Below are 15,836 nucleotides of genomic sequence, written 5' to 3' on the forward strand. Positions count from 1 at the left end.
GATCTGCGGGATCCGGGAAGCCGGGACAGGGGCAGTGCGCGGCGGGGAGGACCAGCCATGGGCGGGGCGGTACAGGGAACGGAGACGGCCCGCATACGGCCCTGGGTGCGGGCGGCGCTGCGCTGCGGAGCCGTCCTCGCGGCCGCGGCCCTCGCGCTGCCGGCGGGTGCCCAGGCCGCCTGGGCCGCACCCGACCCGGGCACCGGCCAGGTTGTCGCGGACCCGCTCGCCGCCGCCAAGGCCACCCTCGGCCCGCTGCTGGACCAGCTGCACGCGCTCTACCAGAGCGCCGAGGCCGCCACCGAGCAGTACAACGGCGCCGTCGCCAAGGCGGCGGACCAGCAGACCTCGCTCACCGACCTCCAGGGCCGGCTGGAGCGCCAGCAGAAGCAGGTCGACGCCGGCACCGACGTCGCCTCGCAGCTCGCTGCCGCGCAGTACCGCAACGGCGCCGCCTCGGCCTACGCCGAGCTGCTGCTCTCCAAGGACCCGTACGAGGCGGTCGTCATCGCCGAGCTGCTCGCCTCGGCCAGTCGCTCGCAGTCGGAGTTCCTGGACAAGCTGAAGAGCGACCGGGACGCGCTGGACGGGCTGAAGAAGCAGACCGAGGAGGCGCTGAACACGTCCCGGGCGCTGGTCGCCCAGCAGGACGCGGCCAAGGCCAAGGCGGCCGCCGACCTCGCCGCCGTCGAGCAGGTGGTCTCCTCGCTGACCGGCGCCCAGCGGGCCGAGCTGGAGCAGCTGGAGAAGGCCAAGGCGGACGAGGCGCAGCTCGCGTTCCTCGCCTCCGGAGCGCTCGGCAAGGGGGAGCGCACGCCCTCCCTGCAGGGGCGCGCGGCCATCACCTTCGCGTTGGCGCAGGTGGGCAAGCCGTACCTGTGGGGCGGCACCGGCCCGGACGCCTACGACTGCTCGGGCCTCACCTCCCAGGCCTGGCTGCACGCCGGCAAGCCGATCCCGCGCACCAGCCAGGAGCAGTGGGCGCAGCTGCCGCACGTGGCGCTCGACCAGCTGCGGCCCGGCGACCTGGTGGTGTACTTCCAGGACGCCTCGCACATCGGGATGTACATCGGCGGCGGGCTGATCGTGCAGGCGCCGCGGCCCGGCGCCTTCGTCAAGATCTCGCCGATCGGCTCGATGCCGATCCTCGGGGCCGTCCGGCCGGATCCGTCCGGCGCGGCGGACGAGGCGGGCGGCACCTGGAGGGTGCCCGACCTCCCGGCGGGCTGGGACTCCGTCACGCCGATCGCGCCGAGCCCCGCCGGCCAGGTGCCGGCCGCGCCGGCCCCGGGCGGCGCGGTGACGCCGCCGACCGCGCCGGGCACCCCGGCCGGGACGCCGGGCACCCCGGACGGGACCGGCACGCCGACCGCGCCGGGCACGCCGACCGACCCCGGTACGCCGTCCGGCGGCACGCCGAACCCCACGCCGAACCCCACGCCGACCGGGACGCCGACCGGGACGGGCACCCCGACCCCGACCGGCACGCCGGGCACCCCGAGCGGGACCGGCACGCCCGCCCCGACCGGGACGGGCACCCCGACGCAGCGCCCGAGCGGCACCGGCTCGGCGAGCGCCCCGGCCCCGGGCAGCGCCACGGCCACGCTGCCGCTGGGCACGCCGACGCACTGACCGGGCCCCGCGGAGAACGGGAGGAGGCCGCCCGGCGTCCGGTGACGCGGGGCGGCCTCCGTGCTGCCCGGGGGCGGCCGGTCGGCTATTCGCCGCTGTCGGGGGCGAAGCGGATCACCACGGCCTTGGAGGTGGGGGTGTTGCTGATGTCGGCGGTGGAGTCCAGCGGCACCAGGACGTTGGTCTCCGGGTAGTAGGCCGCCGCGCCGCCGCGGGCGACGGGGTAGTGGACGACCCGGAAGTGCGGGGCGCGGCGCTCCACGCCGTCGCTCCACTCGCTGACCAGGTCGACGTACCGGCCGTCGGCGAGCCCGAGCTCGTCGGCGTCCGCGGGGTTGACCAGGACCACCCGGCGCCCGCCCTTGATGCCCCGGTAGCGGTCGTCGAGGCCGTAGACGGTGGTGTTGTACTGGTCGTGCGAGCGCAGGGTCTGCAGCAGCAGCCGGCCCGGCGGGACGTCCGGGGCGGTCAGCGGGTTGACGGTGAAGTTGGCCCGGCCGGTCGCGGTCGGGAAGGTGCGGGTGTCCCGGGGGCCGTGTGGCAGGGTGAAGCCGCCGGGGCGGCGGACCTTCTCGTTGTAGTCCTCGAAGCCCGGGACGACCCGGGCGATCCGGTCCCGCAGGGTGTCGTAGTCGGTGGCGAAGTCCTCCCACGGCACGGTGTCCTGCGGCCCGAGCACGCTGCGGGCGAGCCGGCAGACGATCGCGGTCTCGGAGAGCAGGCCGGGCGCGGGCGGGCGCAGGCCGCCGCGCGAGGCGTGCACCTGCCCCATCGAGTCCTCGACGCTGACGAACTGGGCGCCGCGCGCGGTGACGTCCCGGTCGGTGCGGCCCAGCGTCGGCAGGATCAGGGCGCGGGCGCCGGTGACCACGTGCGAGCGGTTGAGCTTGGTGGAGACGTGGACGGTCAGCCGGCAGCGGCGCATCGCGGCCTCGGTCACCTCGGTGTCCGGGGTGGCGGCGACGAAGTTGCCGCCCATCGCGAAGAACACCCCGATCCTGCCGTCGCGCATCGCGCGGATGGTGTCCACCGAGTCGAGGCCGTGCTCGCGCGGCGGCTCGAAGCCGAACTCCTTGCCCAGCGCGTCCAGGAAGGCGGTGGTGGGGCGCTCGAAGATGCCCATCGTCCGGTCGCCCTGGACGTTGCTGTGCCCGCGCACCGGGCAGACGCCGGCGCCGGGGCGGCCGACGTTGCCGCGCAGCAGCAGGAAGTTGACCACCTCGCGGATGGTCGGCACGGCGTGCTTGTGCTGGGTGAGGCCCATCGCCCAGCAGACGATGATCTTCCTGGAGGCCAGCACCAGCCGGCCGAGCTCCTCGATCTGCTCCCAGGGCAGGCCGGTCGCGGCGAGCACCTCGTCGCGGTCGGTCGCGCGCGCCTGGGCCTCGAACTCCTCGAAGCCGTGGCAGTGTTCGGCGACGAACTCGTGGTCGACGCCGTCCCGCTCCAGGACGATCCGGTTCAGCGCGCGGAACAGCGCGAGGTCGCCGCCGAGCCGGATCTGCAGGAAGAGGTCGGTCAGCTTGGTGCCGTGGCCGACCAGGCCGCGGGCGTGCTGGGGGTTCTTGAACCGCTCCAGGCCCGCCTCCGGCAGCGGGTTGACGCTCACGATGGTGGCGCCGGCCCGCTTGGCGCGCTCCAGCGCGGAGAGCATCCGGGGGTGGTTGGTGCCCGGGTTCTGGCCCGCCACGATGATCAGGTCGGCCTGGTAGAGGTCCTTCAGACTGACGCTGCCCTTGCCGACGCCGAGCGTCTCGGTGAGCGCCGAGCCCGAGGACTCGTGGCACATGTTGGAGCAGTCCGGCAGGTTGTTGGTGCCGAGCCGGCGGGCGAACAGCTGGTACGCGAAGGCGGCCTCGTTGCTGGTCCGGCCGGAGGTGTAGAAGGCGGCGCCGTCCGGGGTGTCCAGGGCCTTCAGCTCCTCGGCGATCAGCGCGAAGGCGTCCTCCCAGGAGACCGGCGTGTAGTGGGTGGCGCCCTCGTCGAGCAGCATCGGCTGGGTGAGCCGGCCCTGCTGGCCCAGCCAGTAGCCGGAGCGTCCGGCCAGGTCGGCGACCGGGTGGGCGGCGAAGAACTCGGCGCGGACGCGGCGCTCGGTGGCCTCCTCGGCGACGGCCTTGGCGCCGTTCTCGCAGAACTCGGCGGTGTGCGGCCTGTCCGGCTCGGGCCAGGCGCAGCCCGGGCAGTCGAAGCCGTTCTGCTGGTTGACCTTGAGCAGGGTGGCCAGGGTGCGGCGCGCGCCCATCTGCTCGGCGGCCATCCGCAGGCTGTGGCCAACGGCGGGCAGCCCGGCGGCCGCGTGCTGGGGCGCGGACACCTCGGGGGCGTCCTGGGCCGGGTCGCTCTGCGGGGCCTGCTTGGCCATGACCGCTCTCCTCGGGCTCTGCTGGTCCGGGCCGCCGCACCGTCGCGGGGGCCCACCCGCCCATCCTTCCACCTGCTCCGTGACGGGGGGAGGGCCGTACCGCGGACGACGGGGAGGCCGGCTCCGCGGCGGGCAGGACCGTCTCCACGACGAGGAGCGGAGAGGTCTTCGGAGCCTGAGCGCCCCCGCCGCGACGCCCCCGCCGCGACGCCCCCGCCCCGGCGGTCCCGGCGGTCCCGGCCCCCGGCGCTCACGCCGCGAGCGCCGGGACGGCCGGGAGCGCGGCCAGCGCCCGGAGCAGGGCGCGGGCGGCGGCGTCGTTCTGCCGGAAGCCCGGGGCGTCGGTGCGCGGACGGGCGAAGGCGGCGGCCGCGCGCAGGCTGGTGTGCGGGCCGAGGGCGGTGCGGCGCGGGTGCGGGGCGCCGCCGAGGGCCGGGTCGAGCAGCCGGCCGTCGGCGGGGGCGATGGTGACCAGGCCGGAGCGGTGGGTGTAGTCCGGGTCGGCGACCACCTCCTCGACGACCCGTCCGGTGCGGTACAGCTCGCGCAGCACCGGGTCCAGGGTGCGGGCCAGCGCGTGCGCCGGCTGGTACGCCTCGATCAGCGCCGTCGCGGTGACGCGGTGGCCGGGCACGGTGGCGCCGGAGGCCCGCCAGGTGCCGCTCGCCTCGTCCCGTTCGATCCGTACGTCCGCGCCGAGGAAGCGCACCACCCCGGCCTCGGAGAGGGCGAGCAGCTGGCGCAGCCGGAAGCCGGGCGGGCCGGAGGCGAGGAAGCCGAAGTACCCGAAGAACCACCCGTCCACCTCCTCGGCGGTCGAGCGGGCGGTGAGCCGGCCGCTCGACATCACCCGGGGGAGCTGGCCGAACAGCGAGAGCAGGGCGAGGAAGGCGCCGAGGTCGGCGCTGTGCGCGGGGTCGGCGCGGCGGTCGGCGTCGGCGGCGACGTACGCGCGCAGGTGCGCCTGGAGCTCCTCGTCGGTGCCGAGTTCGAGCCCGGCCAGCGGGCGGTCGAGCCGTTCGAAGTCGAGCCGGTCGGCCGGGTCGGGGACGGCCTCGGCGACCAGGGCGGCGAGTCCGGGGCTGTACCAGCCGTGCCGGTCGTAGCGGGCGAGGAACTCCGGCCAGGGCAGGGCGGTGCGTTCGGGGTGGGCGTGGAACAGCTCGTGGTAGTGCCCGAAGCCGACTTCCTTGGCCATCAACGGCCAGAAGTCGCGCCGTAGTTCGAGCGGGCCGGGGGTGGCGAGCACGGCGTCCACGGCGGCCTGGTCGAAGTACCGGGGGAGCGGCGCGGGCGGCCCCTGGAGGCGGTAGCCGGTCTTGGAGTGGTACGGGACGCCGCGCCGGGAGCCGAGGTGGAGCACCGGTTCGCGGCCGGACGGGAGGTAGCGCAGCGCGGGCCCGTCGCCGGTGGGTTCGAAGCGGCCGCCGCGGCCCTCGGTGAGCAGCGCGACCAGGTCCACCGCGGCGAGGCCGAGGCCGCGCAGCACCACCGGCTCGCCGGGGGCCGGCCTTGCCAACTCCGCCGCCACGTCGGCGGAGTAGGCGGGCGGCAGGTGGAAGCGGCCGTGCCGGGCGGCGAAGGCGGCGTCGGCGGCGAAGCGCGGGTGCGGGGCGGAGTCGAGGTGGCCGAGGGCGAGCACCACGTGGTCGGCGGTGAGCGTCCGGTCGGTCAGGTGGACGGTCTGCGGGCCGTCGGCCGGGCCCTCGATCCGCCGGACGGTGTCGCGGTGGACGGTGACCGAGACGTGCGGGGGCAGTTCGGCGACGGCGCGGCGGAACACCCAGTCCAGATAGGCGCTCTGGGCCCGGCGGGTGGGGAAGTCGGTGGGCGCGAGGGTGCGCAGCTCGGCCCGGACGGCCGGGTCGGCGACCTCCCGGTACGGCGCGAACTCCTCCTGCCGCGGCGCCCATTCGGCGAGTGAGGGGCCGGGGCGGACCGGCCCTTCGAGGGTGGAGCGCTCGTCGGTGAACATGGTGACGTCCTCGGCCATCGAGTTCATCCGCAGCAGCGGGGACTGGTCGTGTCGCCAGATCCGGCCCGCGCCCGGCGGGTACGGGTCGACCAGATGGACCGCCAACGGCCGGTCGGCGGGCAGGAGTTCGGCGGCGTTGGCGGCGATCCGCTCCAGCAGTCCGGTGCCTCGCGGGCCGGCGCCGACGATGACCAGGCGCGTCATGCCCGTACCACCCTGGCGAAGGCCGCGCGGGCCCGTTGCAGCGGGGTGGGCGGCAGGCCGTCGCGGGTGGCGCCCCGGGCGAAGTGCCGTTCCACGTAGTACTGGCCGACGGACAGCAGGGTGGTGACCACCAGGTACCAGAGGGTGGCGACCATCAGCATCGGGATGACCTGGTACGACTGGAGGTAGACCAGCTGCACCGAGTAGAGCAGGTCGGAGACGGCCAGCACGCTGACGATGCTGGTGCCCTTGAGCGCGCCGATCAGCATGTTCCCGGCGGTCGGCACGATCGCCCGCATCGCCTGCGGCACCACGATCCGGCGCAGCACCCGCCACCGGCCGAGCCCGAGCGCGGACGCCGCCTCCAGCTGGCCGCGGTCCACGGAGAGGATGCCGCCGCGGATCACCTCGGCGGCGTACGCGGTCTCCAGCAGGGTGAGGCCGACGACGGCGGTCAGGGTGGGACCCATCAGGTTGACGGTCCTGACCGTGACGAACTCGGGGCCGAACGGGATGCCCAGGCCGAGGGTCGGGTAGAGCGCGCCGATGTTGAAGAAGAACAGCAGCTGCACCAGCGGCGGGGTGGAGCGGAACACCCAGACGTAGGCCCAGCCGAGGGTGCGCAGCACCGGGTTGGCGGACAGCCGCATGGTGGCGAGGAGGGTGCCGAACAGGAAGCCGAGGGCGAGGGTGACGGCGGTCAGCCAGAGGGTCAGGGTGAGCCCTTCGAGCACGGACCGGGCGGTGAACCAGTCGGCGACGACGCTCCACTGGAAGGCCCTGTTGCGGACCACCGAGTTGACCGCCATCGCGGCCAGCAGCAGGGCGACGGCGGCGGCCGCCCACTGGCCGGGCTTGCGGCGGGCGACGATCCGGGCCTCGGGATCGGGTGGCGCGGTGGGCCGGTCGAGTGCGGAGGGGGCGGGCAGGACGTCCTGCGGGGTGGCCATGGCGGCGGCTCCTGGGCGGAGTGCGGGCGGGGAGGGGTACGGCGGTGGTCACGTACGCGGGGCGCGGCCCGTGTCCCTCAACACGGCCGGCGCAGGCACTGCACTCCGCGTCGATCGTACGCACGCGCGATCGACGGCTGTCAAGGGTGGTCGGGAGGGCCGGAGCGGTCCTCCGGCGGCCGTCGGAGAAGTGACAGGAGATCGCAACAGTGCGGCAATGATGGATGGTTGACGTACCGATCGGCCGACTGCTCAACTTGAGGCCATGTACGCCGAGCAGCCCCTGGTCAGCCGTGACCACATCGACTTCGGTCGGGTGTGGTCCGCGGCGTGTCGCGGCTGACCCGGCAGCGGGCCGCCCGTCCGGCCTGATCTCCCCGCGGGGAGCCTCCCTCGGTTCGCCCCGTCGCGGCCCGGTCCCGTCCGTCGACCTCCGACGGCACGCCGGGCGTCCGCTGCCGCCGATGACCTCGCACTGCGCTCCGGCAGTCCCTCCCGCACTCCCCGCGTCCTCACCCTGCTCGACGGCCGCCCCGCCGCGGCCGCCTCCGGGCTGCCCGCCCGCGGCCCGTCGGACTTCCGCCCACCCGAAAGGTTCCGCCATGCCCGTCGAATTCCTCGGCATCGCCGCCACCGGCGACGGTTCGGAGACCACCGCCCGCACCACCGCCGCCTTCGACCGCGACTACACCCTGCGGCTGGCCCGGGCGCACGAGGACCACGGCTGGGACCGGGTGCTCTTCGCGTACGCGGCCGGCGCCCCGGAGCCGGCGGCCGCGGCGGCCTTCCTCGCCTCCCACCTGGACCGGCTGCGGATCCTGCTGGCGCACCGGCCCAACGTCTCCTACCCGACCTTCGCGGCGAAGACCTTCGCGACCCTCGACCGGATCAGCGACGGCCGGCTGACCGTGCACTTCATCACCGGCGGCAACGACCACGAGCAGCAGCGCGAGGGCGACTTCCTGACCAAGGACCAGCGCTACGAGCGCACCCGCGAGTACATCGGCATCGTCAAGAAGGCCTGGACGAGCCGGGAGCCCTTCGACCACGAGGGCCCGTACTACCGCTTCAACGACTTCGTCTCGGACGTCTTCCCGGTCCAGCAGCCGCGTCCGGCGGTGTCCTTCGGCGGCTCCTCGGAGGCGGCGTACGCGGCCGGCGGCGCCGAGGCCGACATCTACTGCCTGTGGGGCGAGCCGCTGGCCCGCACCGCCGAGCAGATCGAGCGGGTGAAGGAGGCGGCCCGGGCCGCCGGGCGCACCGACGTGCCGCGGATCCAGGTGGCGTTCCGGCCGATCATCGCGCCGACCGAGGAGCTGGCCTGGGAGAAGGCGCACCGGACGGTGGCCGCGATCCGGGCCCGCCGGGGCGCCGGCCGGCCGGGAGCCGCGCCCGGGGCCGCGCCGCGGACGGCGGCGCCCGAGAACGCCGGCTCCCGGCGGCTGATCGAGATCGCCGAGGCCGGCGAGCGCTACGACCGCGCGCTGTGGACCCCGACCGCCGCGGCCACCGGCGGGGCGGGCAACTCCAACGCGCTGGTCGGCACCCCGGAGACGGTCGCCCAGGCGCTGCTCGACTACTACGACCTCGGCGTGGACATCCTCTCCGCGCGCGGCTACCACCTGCTGGACGACGCGATCGACTTCGGCCGGTACGTCATCCCGATCGTCCGCGAGGAGGTCGCCAAGCGGGACGCCGCCGCGGCCGCCCGGGCCGAGCGGGCCGAGCGCGACCGCCACCAGCTGATCGCGGCGCAGGCGTGAGCGCGGCCGACCGCTCCGGGTTCCGCACGGTGGCCGCCGACGATCCGCTGGTCGAACCGCTGCTGCGCGAGCTCACCCACGAGTACGTCACCCGGTACGGCCCCGAGGGCCGCCAGGAGATGACCCGCTACCCGGCCGAGGCCTTCGCCGAGCCGCACGGAGTGCTGCTGCTCCTGCTGGAGGACGGCGAACCGGTGGCCGGCGGCGCGTACAAGCGCTACGACGGGCACACCGCCGAGGTGAAGCGGATGTGGACCCACTCCGCCCACCGCCGCCGCGGCCTGGCCCGCCGGGTGCTGGCCGAGCTGGAGCGGACGGCGGCCGCGGCCGGCTACACCCGGTTGTACCTCACCACCGGCCCGCGCCAGCCCGAGGCCAGGGGCCTCTACCTGGCGTCCGGCTACACCCCGCTGTTCGACGTCTCGGCCGACCCGCTGACCATCGGCCCGCTCCCGTTCGAGAAGCGGCTGCCCGTGTCCGAGCAGCGCTTGCCCGTGTCCGAGCAGCGTCCGCCCGTGTCCGAGCAGCGTCCGCCCGTGCCCGCGGAGCGGCCGCCCGTGCCCGCGGAGCGCCGCCCCGCGAAGCGACCGGCCGCCGGCGGACGGCAGTCGTCCGTTCCGGCCCCGACCTCCTGAAAGGCTCCCCGTGAGAACCAGCACCGCCCGCCGCCTGCTCGCGACCGCCGCCCTGCTGCCGGTCCTGGCCCTGGCCGCCTGCGGCTCGGACCCGAAGATCGCGGGCGCGGCGGGGCCGGTCGGTCCGGCCGCCACCGCCACCGAGGACGTCGTCTCCGGCCTCACCCGCTCGGAGGCCGCCGCCGCACTGCTGCCCGAGGACGTCCGCCGGGCCGGCACGCTGAAGTTCGGCTCGGCCGTCGGCTCGCCGCCCGCCGCGTTCCACGCCGACCAGGCGGGCGGGAAGCCGGCCGGGATCGACGTGGACTTCACCGACGCGGTCGCCAGGCTGCTGGGCCTCACCGTGCAGCGCGAGGAGGCCGCCTTCGAGACCATCCTGCCCGCCCTGGACAGCGGGAAGTACGACGTCGGCACCGGCAACTTCGGGGTCACCACGGCCCGGCTGAGGACCATCGACTTCGTCACCTACATCGACGACGGCCAGGGCTTCGCCGTGAAGAAGGACAACACCGCGATCCAGCCGGTCACCGACCTGCTCCAGCTCTGCGGACTGACCATCGGCACCGGCGCCGGCACCACCTTCGAGACCACCCTCAACAGCCGTCGGAACGCCTGCTCCGACGCCGGGCGCAAGCCGTACGAGGTCAAGGCGTTCAGCGAGAGCGGCGCCCTGCTGACCAGCCTCCAGCAGGGCCGGGTGGACGTCGAGATGTCCACCATCAACGGCCTGCGCCACCAAGCCGCGCAGGAGGCCTCCGGCACCCGCTTCCTCGGCGAGTTCCACCGCCTCGACGTCGGCTTCGCCCTGAAGAAGGGCTCCAAGCTCGCCCCGGCCCTCCAGGCGGCGGTCAACCAGCTGATCAAGGACGGGACGTACGAGCGGATCCTGCGCAAGTGGGGGGTCGCCGAGTCGGCGATCAAGGAGTCGCAGATCAGCCCGCCCGAGCACGGCTGAGCGCCGGCCCCTGTGAGGAGACCCCGATGACCGTCACCACCGAGACCCCCGCGGCCCCGGCCCGCCGCCCGGCGGCCGCCCCCGATCTCGACCTCGACGCCCTGGACGGCCTGCGGACCGTCCCCGCCCGGCACCCCTGGCGCTGGGCCGCCGGGATCGCCGCCCTGGTCGTGCTCGCCCAGTTCGCCCACGGCCTGGCCACCAACCCCGGCTGGGACTGGGCCACCTTCCGGCTCTACTTCACCGCCGACACCATCCTCCGGGCGATCGGACGGACCCTCCAACTCACCGTCTACGGCACGGTCCTGGGCTTCCTGCTGGGCACCGTGGTGGCCGCGATGCGGCTGTCCCGCAGCGCGGTCCTGCGGTCCGTCGCCTGGGCCTACGTGTGGGTGTTCCGCTCGATCCCGCTGATCGTCCAGCTGGTGTTCTGGTTCAACCTCTCCTACCTGTACAAGCGGTTCGGGATCGGCGTCCCGTTCGGCCCGACCTTCGGCGACGTCGAGACCGTCGGGGTGCTCGGCGCGCTCGGCGCGGCGGTGCTCGGCCTCGGGCTGCACCAGGCCGCGTTCGCCGCCGAGATCATCCGCGGCGGCGTCATCGCGGTGGACGCCGGCCAGCGGGAGGCCGCCGCCGCGCTCGGCATCCCGCGCTGGCGCCAGGGCTGGCGGATCGTGCTGCCGCAGGCCATGCGGGGCATCCTGCCGGCCGCCGCCAACGAGGTGATCTCGCTGCTCAAGGGCACCTCGGTGGTCTACGTGATGGCCATCGGCGAGCTCTTCTACCAGGCCCAGGTGATCTACGGCCGCACCGGCCGGGTGGTGCCGCTGCTGATGGTCGCCACCGTCTGGTACGTGCTGCTGACCACCCTGCTCTCGATCGGCCAGTACTACGTCGAGCGCCACTTCGCCCGCGGCGCGGAGCGCACCCCGCCGCCCACCCCGTGGCAGCGCGTCCGGGCCTTCGCCCGGAGCCTGCCGGACCGCACCCGGCCGGCCGCCGCCCGTATCCGGCCCGCCGCCGCCCGTACCCCCGGAGGACAGTCGTGACCACCCTGACGAAGCCCGACCCGGCGCCGGCCGGTCCGGCCCCGGCCGCCCCGATGGTGCGGGTCCGCGGCCTGCACAAGAGCTTCGGCCGGCTGGAGGTGCTGCGCGGCGTCGACCTGGACGTCCCGGCCGGCTCGGTGACCGTGGTGCTCGGGCCGTCCGGCTCCGGCAAGTCCACCCTGCTGCGCGCGATCAACCACCTGGAGAAGCTGGACCGCGGCCACGTCGCCATCGACGGCGAGCTGATCGGCTACCGGCGCTCCGGCGACAAGCTGTACGAGCTCAGGGAGCGCGAGGTGCTGCGCCAGCGCACCGGCATCGGCTTCGTGTTCCAGAACTTCAACCTGTTCCCGCACCTCACCGTGCTGGAGAACCTGGTCGAGGCGCCGGTCGCCGCGCTGCGCCGCCCCAGGGCCGAGGCCAGGGCGGCGGCGCTGGCGCTGCTGGAGCGGGTCGGGCTGGCCGACAAGGCCGCCGCCTACCCCCGGCAGCTGTCCGGCGGGCAGCAGCAGCGGGTGGCGATCGCCCGGGCGCTGGCGCTGGAGCCCAAGGTGCTGCTGTTCGACGAGCCCACCTCGGCGCTCGACCCGGAGCTGGTCGGCGAGGTGCTGGACGTCATCAAGGACCTGGCCCGCAGCGGCACCACGATGATCGTCGTCACCCACGAGATCGGCTTCGCCCGCGAGGTCGCCGACACCGTGGTCTTCATGGACGGCGGCGTGGTGGTCGAGCAGGGGCCGCCCGCCGAGGTCCTGGACCGGCCGCGGCACGAGCGCACCCGGGCCTTCCTGGCCAAGGTCCTCTGACCGCCCGTCTCTCCGAACCCCCTTCACCGAGCAGGAGTTCCGCCATGTCCCTACCCCGTCGCGCCGTCCTGACCGCCACCGGAGCGCTCGCCGCCGCCCTCGTCCTGGCCGGCTGCGGCAGCGGTGCCACGGGCGCGGCGGCGGAACCCGGCCCGGCCGGGGGCAGCACCGCGCCGGACGGCACGGTGGTGAACCTGTCACCGAACCAGCACCGGGTCACCACGCCCAAAGTCGACGCGATCGCCGCGCTGGTCCCGGAGGAGATCAGGAGGAAGGGGACGCTGAGCGTGGTCGACTCCATCGGCACCACCCCGCCGCTGGACTTCTACGCCGACGACGACCGGACCGTCATCGGCGTCGAACCGGACCTCGCCTCGCTGATCGGCGACGTGCTGGGCCTCAAGGTCGAGTTCCACCCGGTCTCCTGGGAGAACATCTTCGTCGGCCTGGACAGCGGCAAGTACGACGTGGGCGTCTCCAACATCACCGTCACCGAGGCGCGCAAGGAGAAGTACGACTTCGCCACCTACCGGCTGGACGTCCTGGGCTTCGAGGCCAGGAAGGGCAGCGGCCTCAAGGTCACCGGCGCCGGGGACCTCGCGGGCCGGTCGGTCGGCGTCGCCACCGGCACCAACCAGGAGAAGCTGCTGGTCTCCTGGAGCGAGGAGAACGTCAGGAACGGCCTCAAGCCGATCGACATCAAGTACTTCCAGGGCACCGAGTACTACCTGGCGCTCTCCTCCGGCCGGATCGATGTCTACACCGGCCCCAACCCCAGCGTCGCCTTCCACGCCGTGCGGACCGGCGAGACCGAGGTCGTCGGCACCTACTCGGGCGGCGGCGCGGACGTCCTCGGCAAGATCGCGGCGACCACCAGGAAGGACAACGGGCTGGTCAAGGCGCTGAACGGGGCGATCGACGAGGTGATCCGGAACGGCACGTACGGGCAGGTGCTCAAGCGCTGGGGCCTGGACGGCGAGGCCGTGCGCGGCTCCGAGATCAACCCGCCCGGGCTGCCCAAGCCGTGACGGCACCGGAGCGCACCGGGCCGGGCCCGTTCACCTGTTCGTTCCCGCCCGCCGCTATGGTGACCCGTCCGGCGGCGAACGCCGGGCGGTCGCGGTCGAGTTGGGGGACGGCATGGAGAAGGGCGAGGTGCTCGGCGGTCGCTTCCGGCTGGAGCAGAAGCTGGGCAGGGGCGGTTTCGGCGTGGTCTGGCGGGCGACCGACACGACCATCGACCGGGAGGTCGCGGTCAAGGTGCTGCTCGCGGAGCACGCCACCGACCGGGAGGCGGTCAGCCGGTTCGTGCGCGAGGCCCGGACGGCCGGCGGCCTCAACAACCCGCACATCGTGACCGTGTACGACTACGGCTGGACCGAGACCGGCTCCGGGAGGATCCCGTACCTGGTGATGGAACTGGTCCGCGGCCGGGCGCTGTCCGAGGTGCTCAAGGACAGCGCCCGGCCGGACCACGGGCAGGCGCTGCGCTGGATGCGGCACGTGTGCAAGGCGCTGGAGGCCGCGCACCGCTCGGGGATCGTCCACCGGGACATCAAGCCCGAGAACGTGATGATCGCGGACGAGGGCGAGCGGGCCAAGGTCCTGGACTTCGGCATCGCCCGGCTGGTCACCCAGACCGTCCGGCTCACCTCCACCGGCAACGTGGTCGGCACCGTCCCGTACCTGGCGCCCGAGTGCTGGTCCGGCGGCGCGGTGGACGGCCGGGCCGACCTCTACGCGCTCGGCATCATGCTGTACGAGGTCTGCACCGGCGCGCGCCCGTTCCGCGCCGCCTCGGCCGCCGAGTACATGTACAAGCACCTGGAGGAGGTCCCGTCCCGGGTGCGCAGCAAGGACCCGGCGCTGGCCGGGCTGATCGCCGAACTGCTCGCCAAGCGGCCCGACCGGCGGCCGGCCGGCGCCGCCGAGGTGCTGGAGCGGCTGCGCGGCGTCCGGCCCGGGATGCTGCGCCCGGACGACCCCAGCCCGGAGCAGCTGCGCCGACGGGCCGACCGCGCCTGGCGGCACGGCGAGGCCGGGGAGGCGGCCGAGGCGGTGGAGATCCTCACCGCGCTCGTCCCCGACTTCGCCCGGATCTGCGGCCCGGAGGACCCGCGGACCCTGCGCACCTGCCACGACCTGGCCCTGTGGCTGGCCCGGGACGGCAGCCCGGGCGCGGCCGTCGCCCTGCTGGACGAGCTGGTCCAGGCGCCCGGCGCCACCCCGGAGGCCCGGGCGGACGCGCGGCGCGACCTCGCGCACTGGCAGCGGGAGGCCGCCCGGCTCGGCCCGGGGCGGGCCCGTGGGGGGCCGACCCTGGCGGTGCTGCTCGGCGGCGGGGCGCAGGACGACTGAGGGGTCCTCGGTGCCCGGGTGCGGGGCCGTACCGCCGTGGACCCGCGCCGCCGTCGGCCCGCGACGGCGGACGTCCGCCGGGTGTCAACCGTGCGGGCCGCCGAGCCGGCGCCGCGGCCGGCCCGGCAACCGGGAGGATTTCGCCCATCGGAACGGTCTGGTCCGCCGCCCGGCGCGTTGGTATACCTCGTTGCCGGACTCGGGAGCGGCGTCCGCGCCGCCCCGGTGAGCTGCGACGAAAGGCTGGTGACGGATCGATGAAGCTCCTGCGCGTCGGACCCCGGGGCGCCGAGCGCCCGGTCGTCCTGGGCGAGGACGGCACCGCGTACGACCTCTCGGGGCGGGCCCGCGACCTCGACGGGGCCTTCCTGGCCGGGCTGGACCCGGCCGCGCTGGCCCGGGACGCGGCCGCCGGGCTCCTGCCGGTGGTGGACCTCGACGGCCTGCGGGTCGGCGCACCGGTGCCCCGGCCGGGCAAGGTGGTCGGCATCGGGCTCAACTACCGCGACCACGCGGCCGAGGCCGGGGCCGCGATCCCGGCCGAGCCGGTGATCTTCCTCAAGCCGGGCTCCACCGTGGTCGGCCCGTACGACGAGGTGCTGGTGCCGCGCGGCGGCGAGAAGACCGACTACGAGGCCGAGCTGGCCGTCGTGATCGGCCGCACCGCCCGCTACCTGGACTCGCACGCCGAGGCGGCCGGGGTGATCGCCGGGTACACGATCGCCAACGACGTCACCGAGCGGGCCTTCCAGTTCGAGCGCGGCGGCCAGTGGGACAAGGGCAAGTCGGCGGAGACCTTCACCCCGCTCGGGCCCTGGCTGGTCACCGCCGACGAGGTGGCCGACCCGCAGGCGCTGACGCTGCGGCTCTGGGTCAACGGCGAGCGGCGGCAGCACGGCAGCACCGCCGAGATGATCTTCCCGGTGCTCGAACTGGTCCGCTACGCGAGCCGGTTCATGGTGCTGGAGCCGGGCGACGTGGTCATCACCGGCACCCCGGCCGGCGTCACCCTGGGCCGCCCCGGCACGCCGTACCTCGCCCCGGGCGACGTGGTCGAGATCGAGATCGACGGGCTCGGCCGCCAGCGCCAGGTGCTCGGCAGGGCCTGACGGCCGAGGCCGCCCCGACCCTTGGCACGGGGGTC

11 protein-coding genes and 1 pseudogene are annotated in these 15,836 nt (G+C 74.9%); 9 read left to right on the forward strand and 3 right to left on the reverse strand.

What is annotated here, in order from left to right; genetic code table 11:
* The first annotated feature begins 57 nt into the window (after positions 1-57).
* Complete coding sequence (locus ACZ5GH_RS22955; protein WP_464335141.1) at positions 58-1,632, forward strand: C40 family peptidase; 1,575 nt, start codon at positions 58-60, stop codon at positions 1,630-1,632.
* A gap of 85 nt (positions 1,633-1,717) precedes the next feature.
* Here the strand turns inward: ACZ5GH_RS22955 and ACZ5GH_RS22960 are convergent, their stop codons facing one another.
* The 3 genes from ACZ5GH_RS22960 to ACZ5GH_RS22970 form a co-directional block, all read right to left on the reverse strand.
* Positions 1,718-3,997, reverse strand: a complete 2,280-nt coding sequence (locus tag ACZ5GH_RS22960) for an FdhF/YdeP family oxidoreductase (RefSeq protein WP_464335142.1) — start codon at positions 3,995-3,997, stop codon at positions 1,718-1,720.
* 250 nt (positions 3,998-4,247) lie between these two features.
* The gene (locus ACZ5GH_RS22965) at positions 4,248-6,176 is read right to left on the reverse strand and encodes an FAD/NAD(P)-binding protein (protein ID WP_464335143.1); all 1,929 of its coding nucleotides are present in this window, start codon (positions 6,174-6,176) and stop codon (positions 4,248-4,250) included.
* Positions 6,173-7,126 carry an amino acid ABC transporter permease gene (locus tag ACZ5GH_RS22970; RefSeq protein ID WP_387750231.1) on the reverse strand — a complete coding sequence of 318 codons (954 nt, stop codon included), beginning with the start codon at positions 7,124-7,126 and terminating at the stop codon, positions 6,173-6,175. Before ACZ5GH_RS22970 ends, ACZ5GH_RS22965 begins: the two co-directional genes overlap by 4 nt.
* Before the next feature lie 602 nt (positions 7,127-7,728).
* Here ACZ5GH_RS22970 and ACZ5GH_RS22975 point away from each other — a divergent pair.
* The 8 genes and pseudogenes from ACZ5GH_RS22975 (at position 7,729) to ACZ5GH_RS23010 (ending at position 15,801) form a co-directional block, all read left to right on the forward strand.
* On the forward strand, positions 7,729-8,889 hold the full coding sequence (locus tag ACZ5GH_RS22975; RefSeq protein WP_464335144.1) for an LLM class flavin-dependent oxidoreductase: 1,161 nt from the start codon (positions 7,729-7,731) through the stop codon (positions 8,887-8,889).
* A pseudogene (locus ACZ5GH_RS22980) lies at positions 8,886-9,359 on the forward strand (GNAT family N-acetyltransferase); the annotation flags it as partial. The gene ACZ5GH_RS22975 and the pseudogene ACZ5GH_RS22980, both read left to right, overlap by 4 nt.
* Before the next feature lie 175 nt (positions 9,360-9,534).
* Positions 9,535-10,479, forward strand: a complete 945-nt coding sequence (locus ACZ5GH_RS22985) for an ABC transporter substrate-binding protein (protein WP_387750238.1) — start codon at positions 9,535-9,537, stop codon at positions 10,477-10,479.
* Between the two features lie 26 nt (positions 10,480-10,505).
* Entirely contained in the window at positions 10,506-11,528 is a 1,023-nt protein-coding gene (locus ACZ5GH_RS22990) for an amino acid ABC transporter permease (protein WP_387750240.1), read from the forward strand.
* Positions 11,529-11,581: 53 nt separating this feature from the next.
* Positions 11,582-12,334, forward strand: a complete 753-nt coding sequence (locus ACZ5GH_RS22995; RefSeq protein ID WP_387750601.1) for an amino acid ABC transporter ATP-binding protein — start codon at positions 11,582-11,584, stop codon at positions 12,332-12,334.
* A gap of 44 nt (positions 12,335-12,378) precedes the next feature.
* Positions 12,379-13,362 carry an ABC transporter substrate-binding protein gene (locus tag ACZ5GH_RS23000; protein WP_387750243.1) on the forward strand — a complete coding sequence of 328 codons (984 nt, stop codon included), beginning with the start codon at positions 12,379-12,381 and terminating at the stop codon, positions 13,360-13,362.
* 112 nt (positions 13,363-13,474) lie between these two features.
* Positions 13,475-14,692 carry a serine/threonine-protein kinase gene (locus tag ACZ5GH_RS23005; protein WP_464335145.1) on the forward strand — a complete coding sequence of 406 codons (1,218 nt, stop codon included), beginning with the start codon at positions 13,475-13,477 and terminating at the stop codon, positions 14,690-14,692.
* A 257-nt stretch (positions 14,693-14,949) separates the two neighbouring features.
* Positions 14,950-15,801, forward strand: coding sequence for a fumarylacetoacetate hydrolase family protein (locus ACZ5GH_RS23010; protein WP_387750249.1), 852 nt, complete (start codon positions 14,950-14,952; stop codon positions 15,799-15,801).
* Positions 15,802-15,836 lie beyond the last annotated feature (35 nt).

It is taken from the genome of Kitasatospora sp. Xyl93, from assembly GCF_055383135.1.

What these genes read in the sequence shown, in the direction of transcription:
- ACZ5GH_RS22955 (WP_464335141.1), top strand. Translation starts at nt 58, where the DNA reads ATGGGCGGGGCGGTACAGGGAACGGAGACGGCCCGCATACGGCCCTGG.
- ACZ5GH_RS22960 (WP_464335142.1), bottom strand. Translation starts at nt 3,997, where the DNA reads ATGGCCAAGCAGGCCCCGCAGAGCGACCCGGCCCAGGACGCCCCCGAG.
- ACZ5GH_RS22965 (WP_464335143.1), bottom strand. Translation starts at nt 6,176, where the DNA reads ATGACGCGCCTGGTCATCGTCGGCGCCGGCCCGCGAGGCACCGGACTG.
- ACZ5GH_RS22970 (WP_387750231.1), bottom strand. Translation starts at nt 7,126, where the DNA reads ATGGCCACCCCGCAGGACGTCCTGCCCGCCCCCTCCGCACTCGACCGG.
- ACZ5GH_RS22975 (WP_464335144.1), top strand. Translation starts at nt 7,729, where the DNA reads ATGCCCGTCGAATTCCTCGGCATCGCCGCCACCGGCGACGGTTCGGAG.
- ACZ5GH_RS22990 (WP_387750240.1), top strand. Translation starts at nt 10,506, where the DNA reads ATGACCGTCACCACCGAGACCCCCGCGGCCCCGGCCCGCCGCCCGGCG.
- ACZ5GH_RS22995 (WP_387750601.1), top strand. Translation starts at nt 11,582, where the DNA reads ATGGTGCGGGTCCGCGGCCTGCACAAGAGCTTCGGCCGGCTGGAGGTG.
- ACZ5GH_RS23000 (WP_387750243.1), top strand. Translation starts at nt 12,379, where the DNA reads ATGTCCCTACCCCGTCGCGCCGTCCTGACCGCCACCGGAGCGCTCGCC.
- ACZ5GH_RS23005 (WP_464335145.1), top strand. Translation starts at nt 13,475, where the DNA reads ATGGAGAAGGGCGAGGTGCTCGGCGGTCGCTTCCGGCTGGAGCAGAAG.
- ACZ5GH_RS23010 (WP_387750249.1), top strand. Translation starts at nt 14,950, where the DNA reads ATGAAGCTCCTGCGCGTCGGACCCCGGGGCGCCGAGCGCCCGGTCGTC.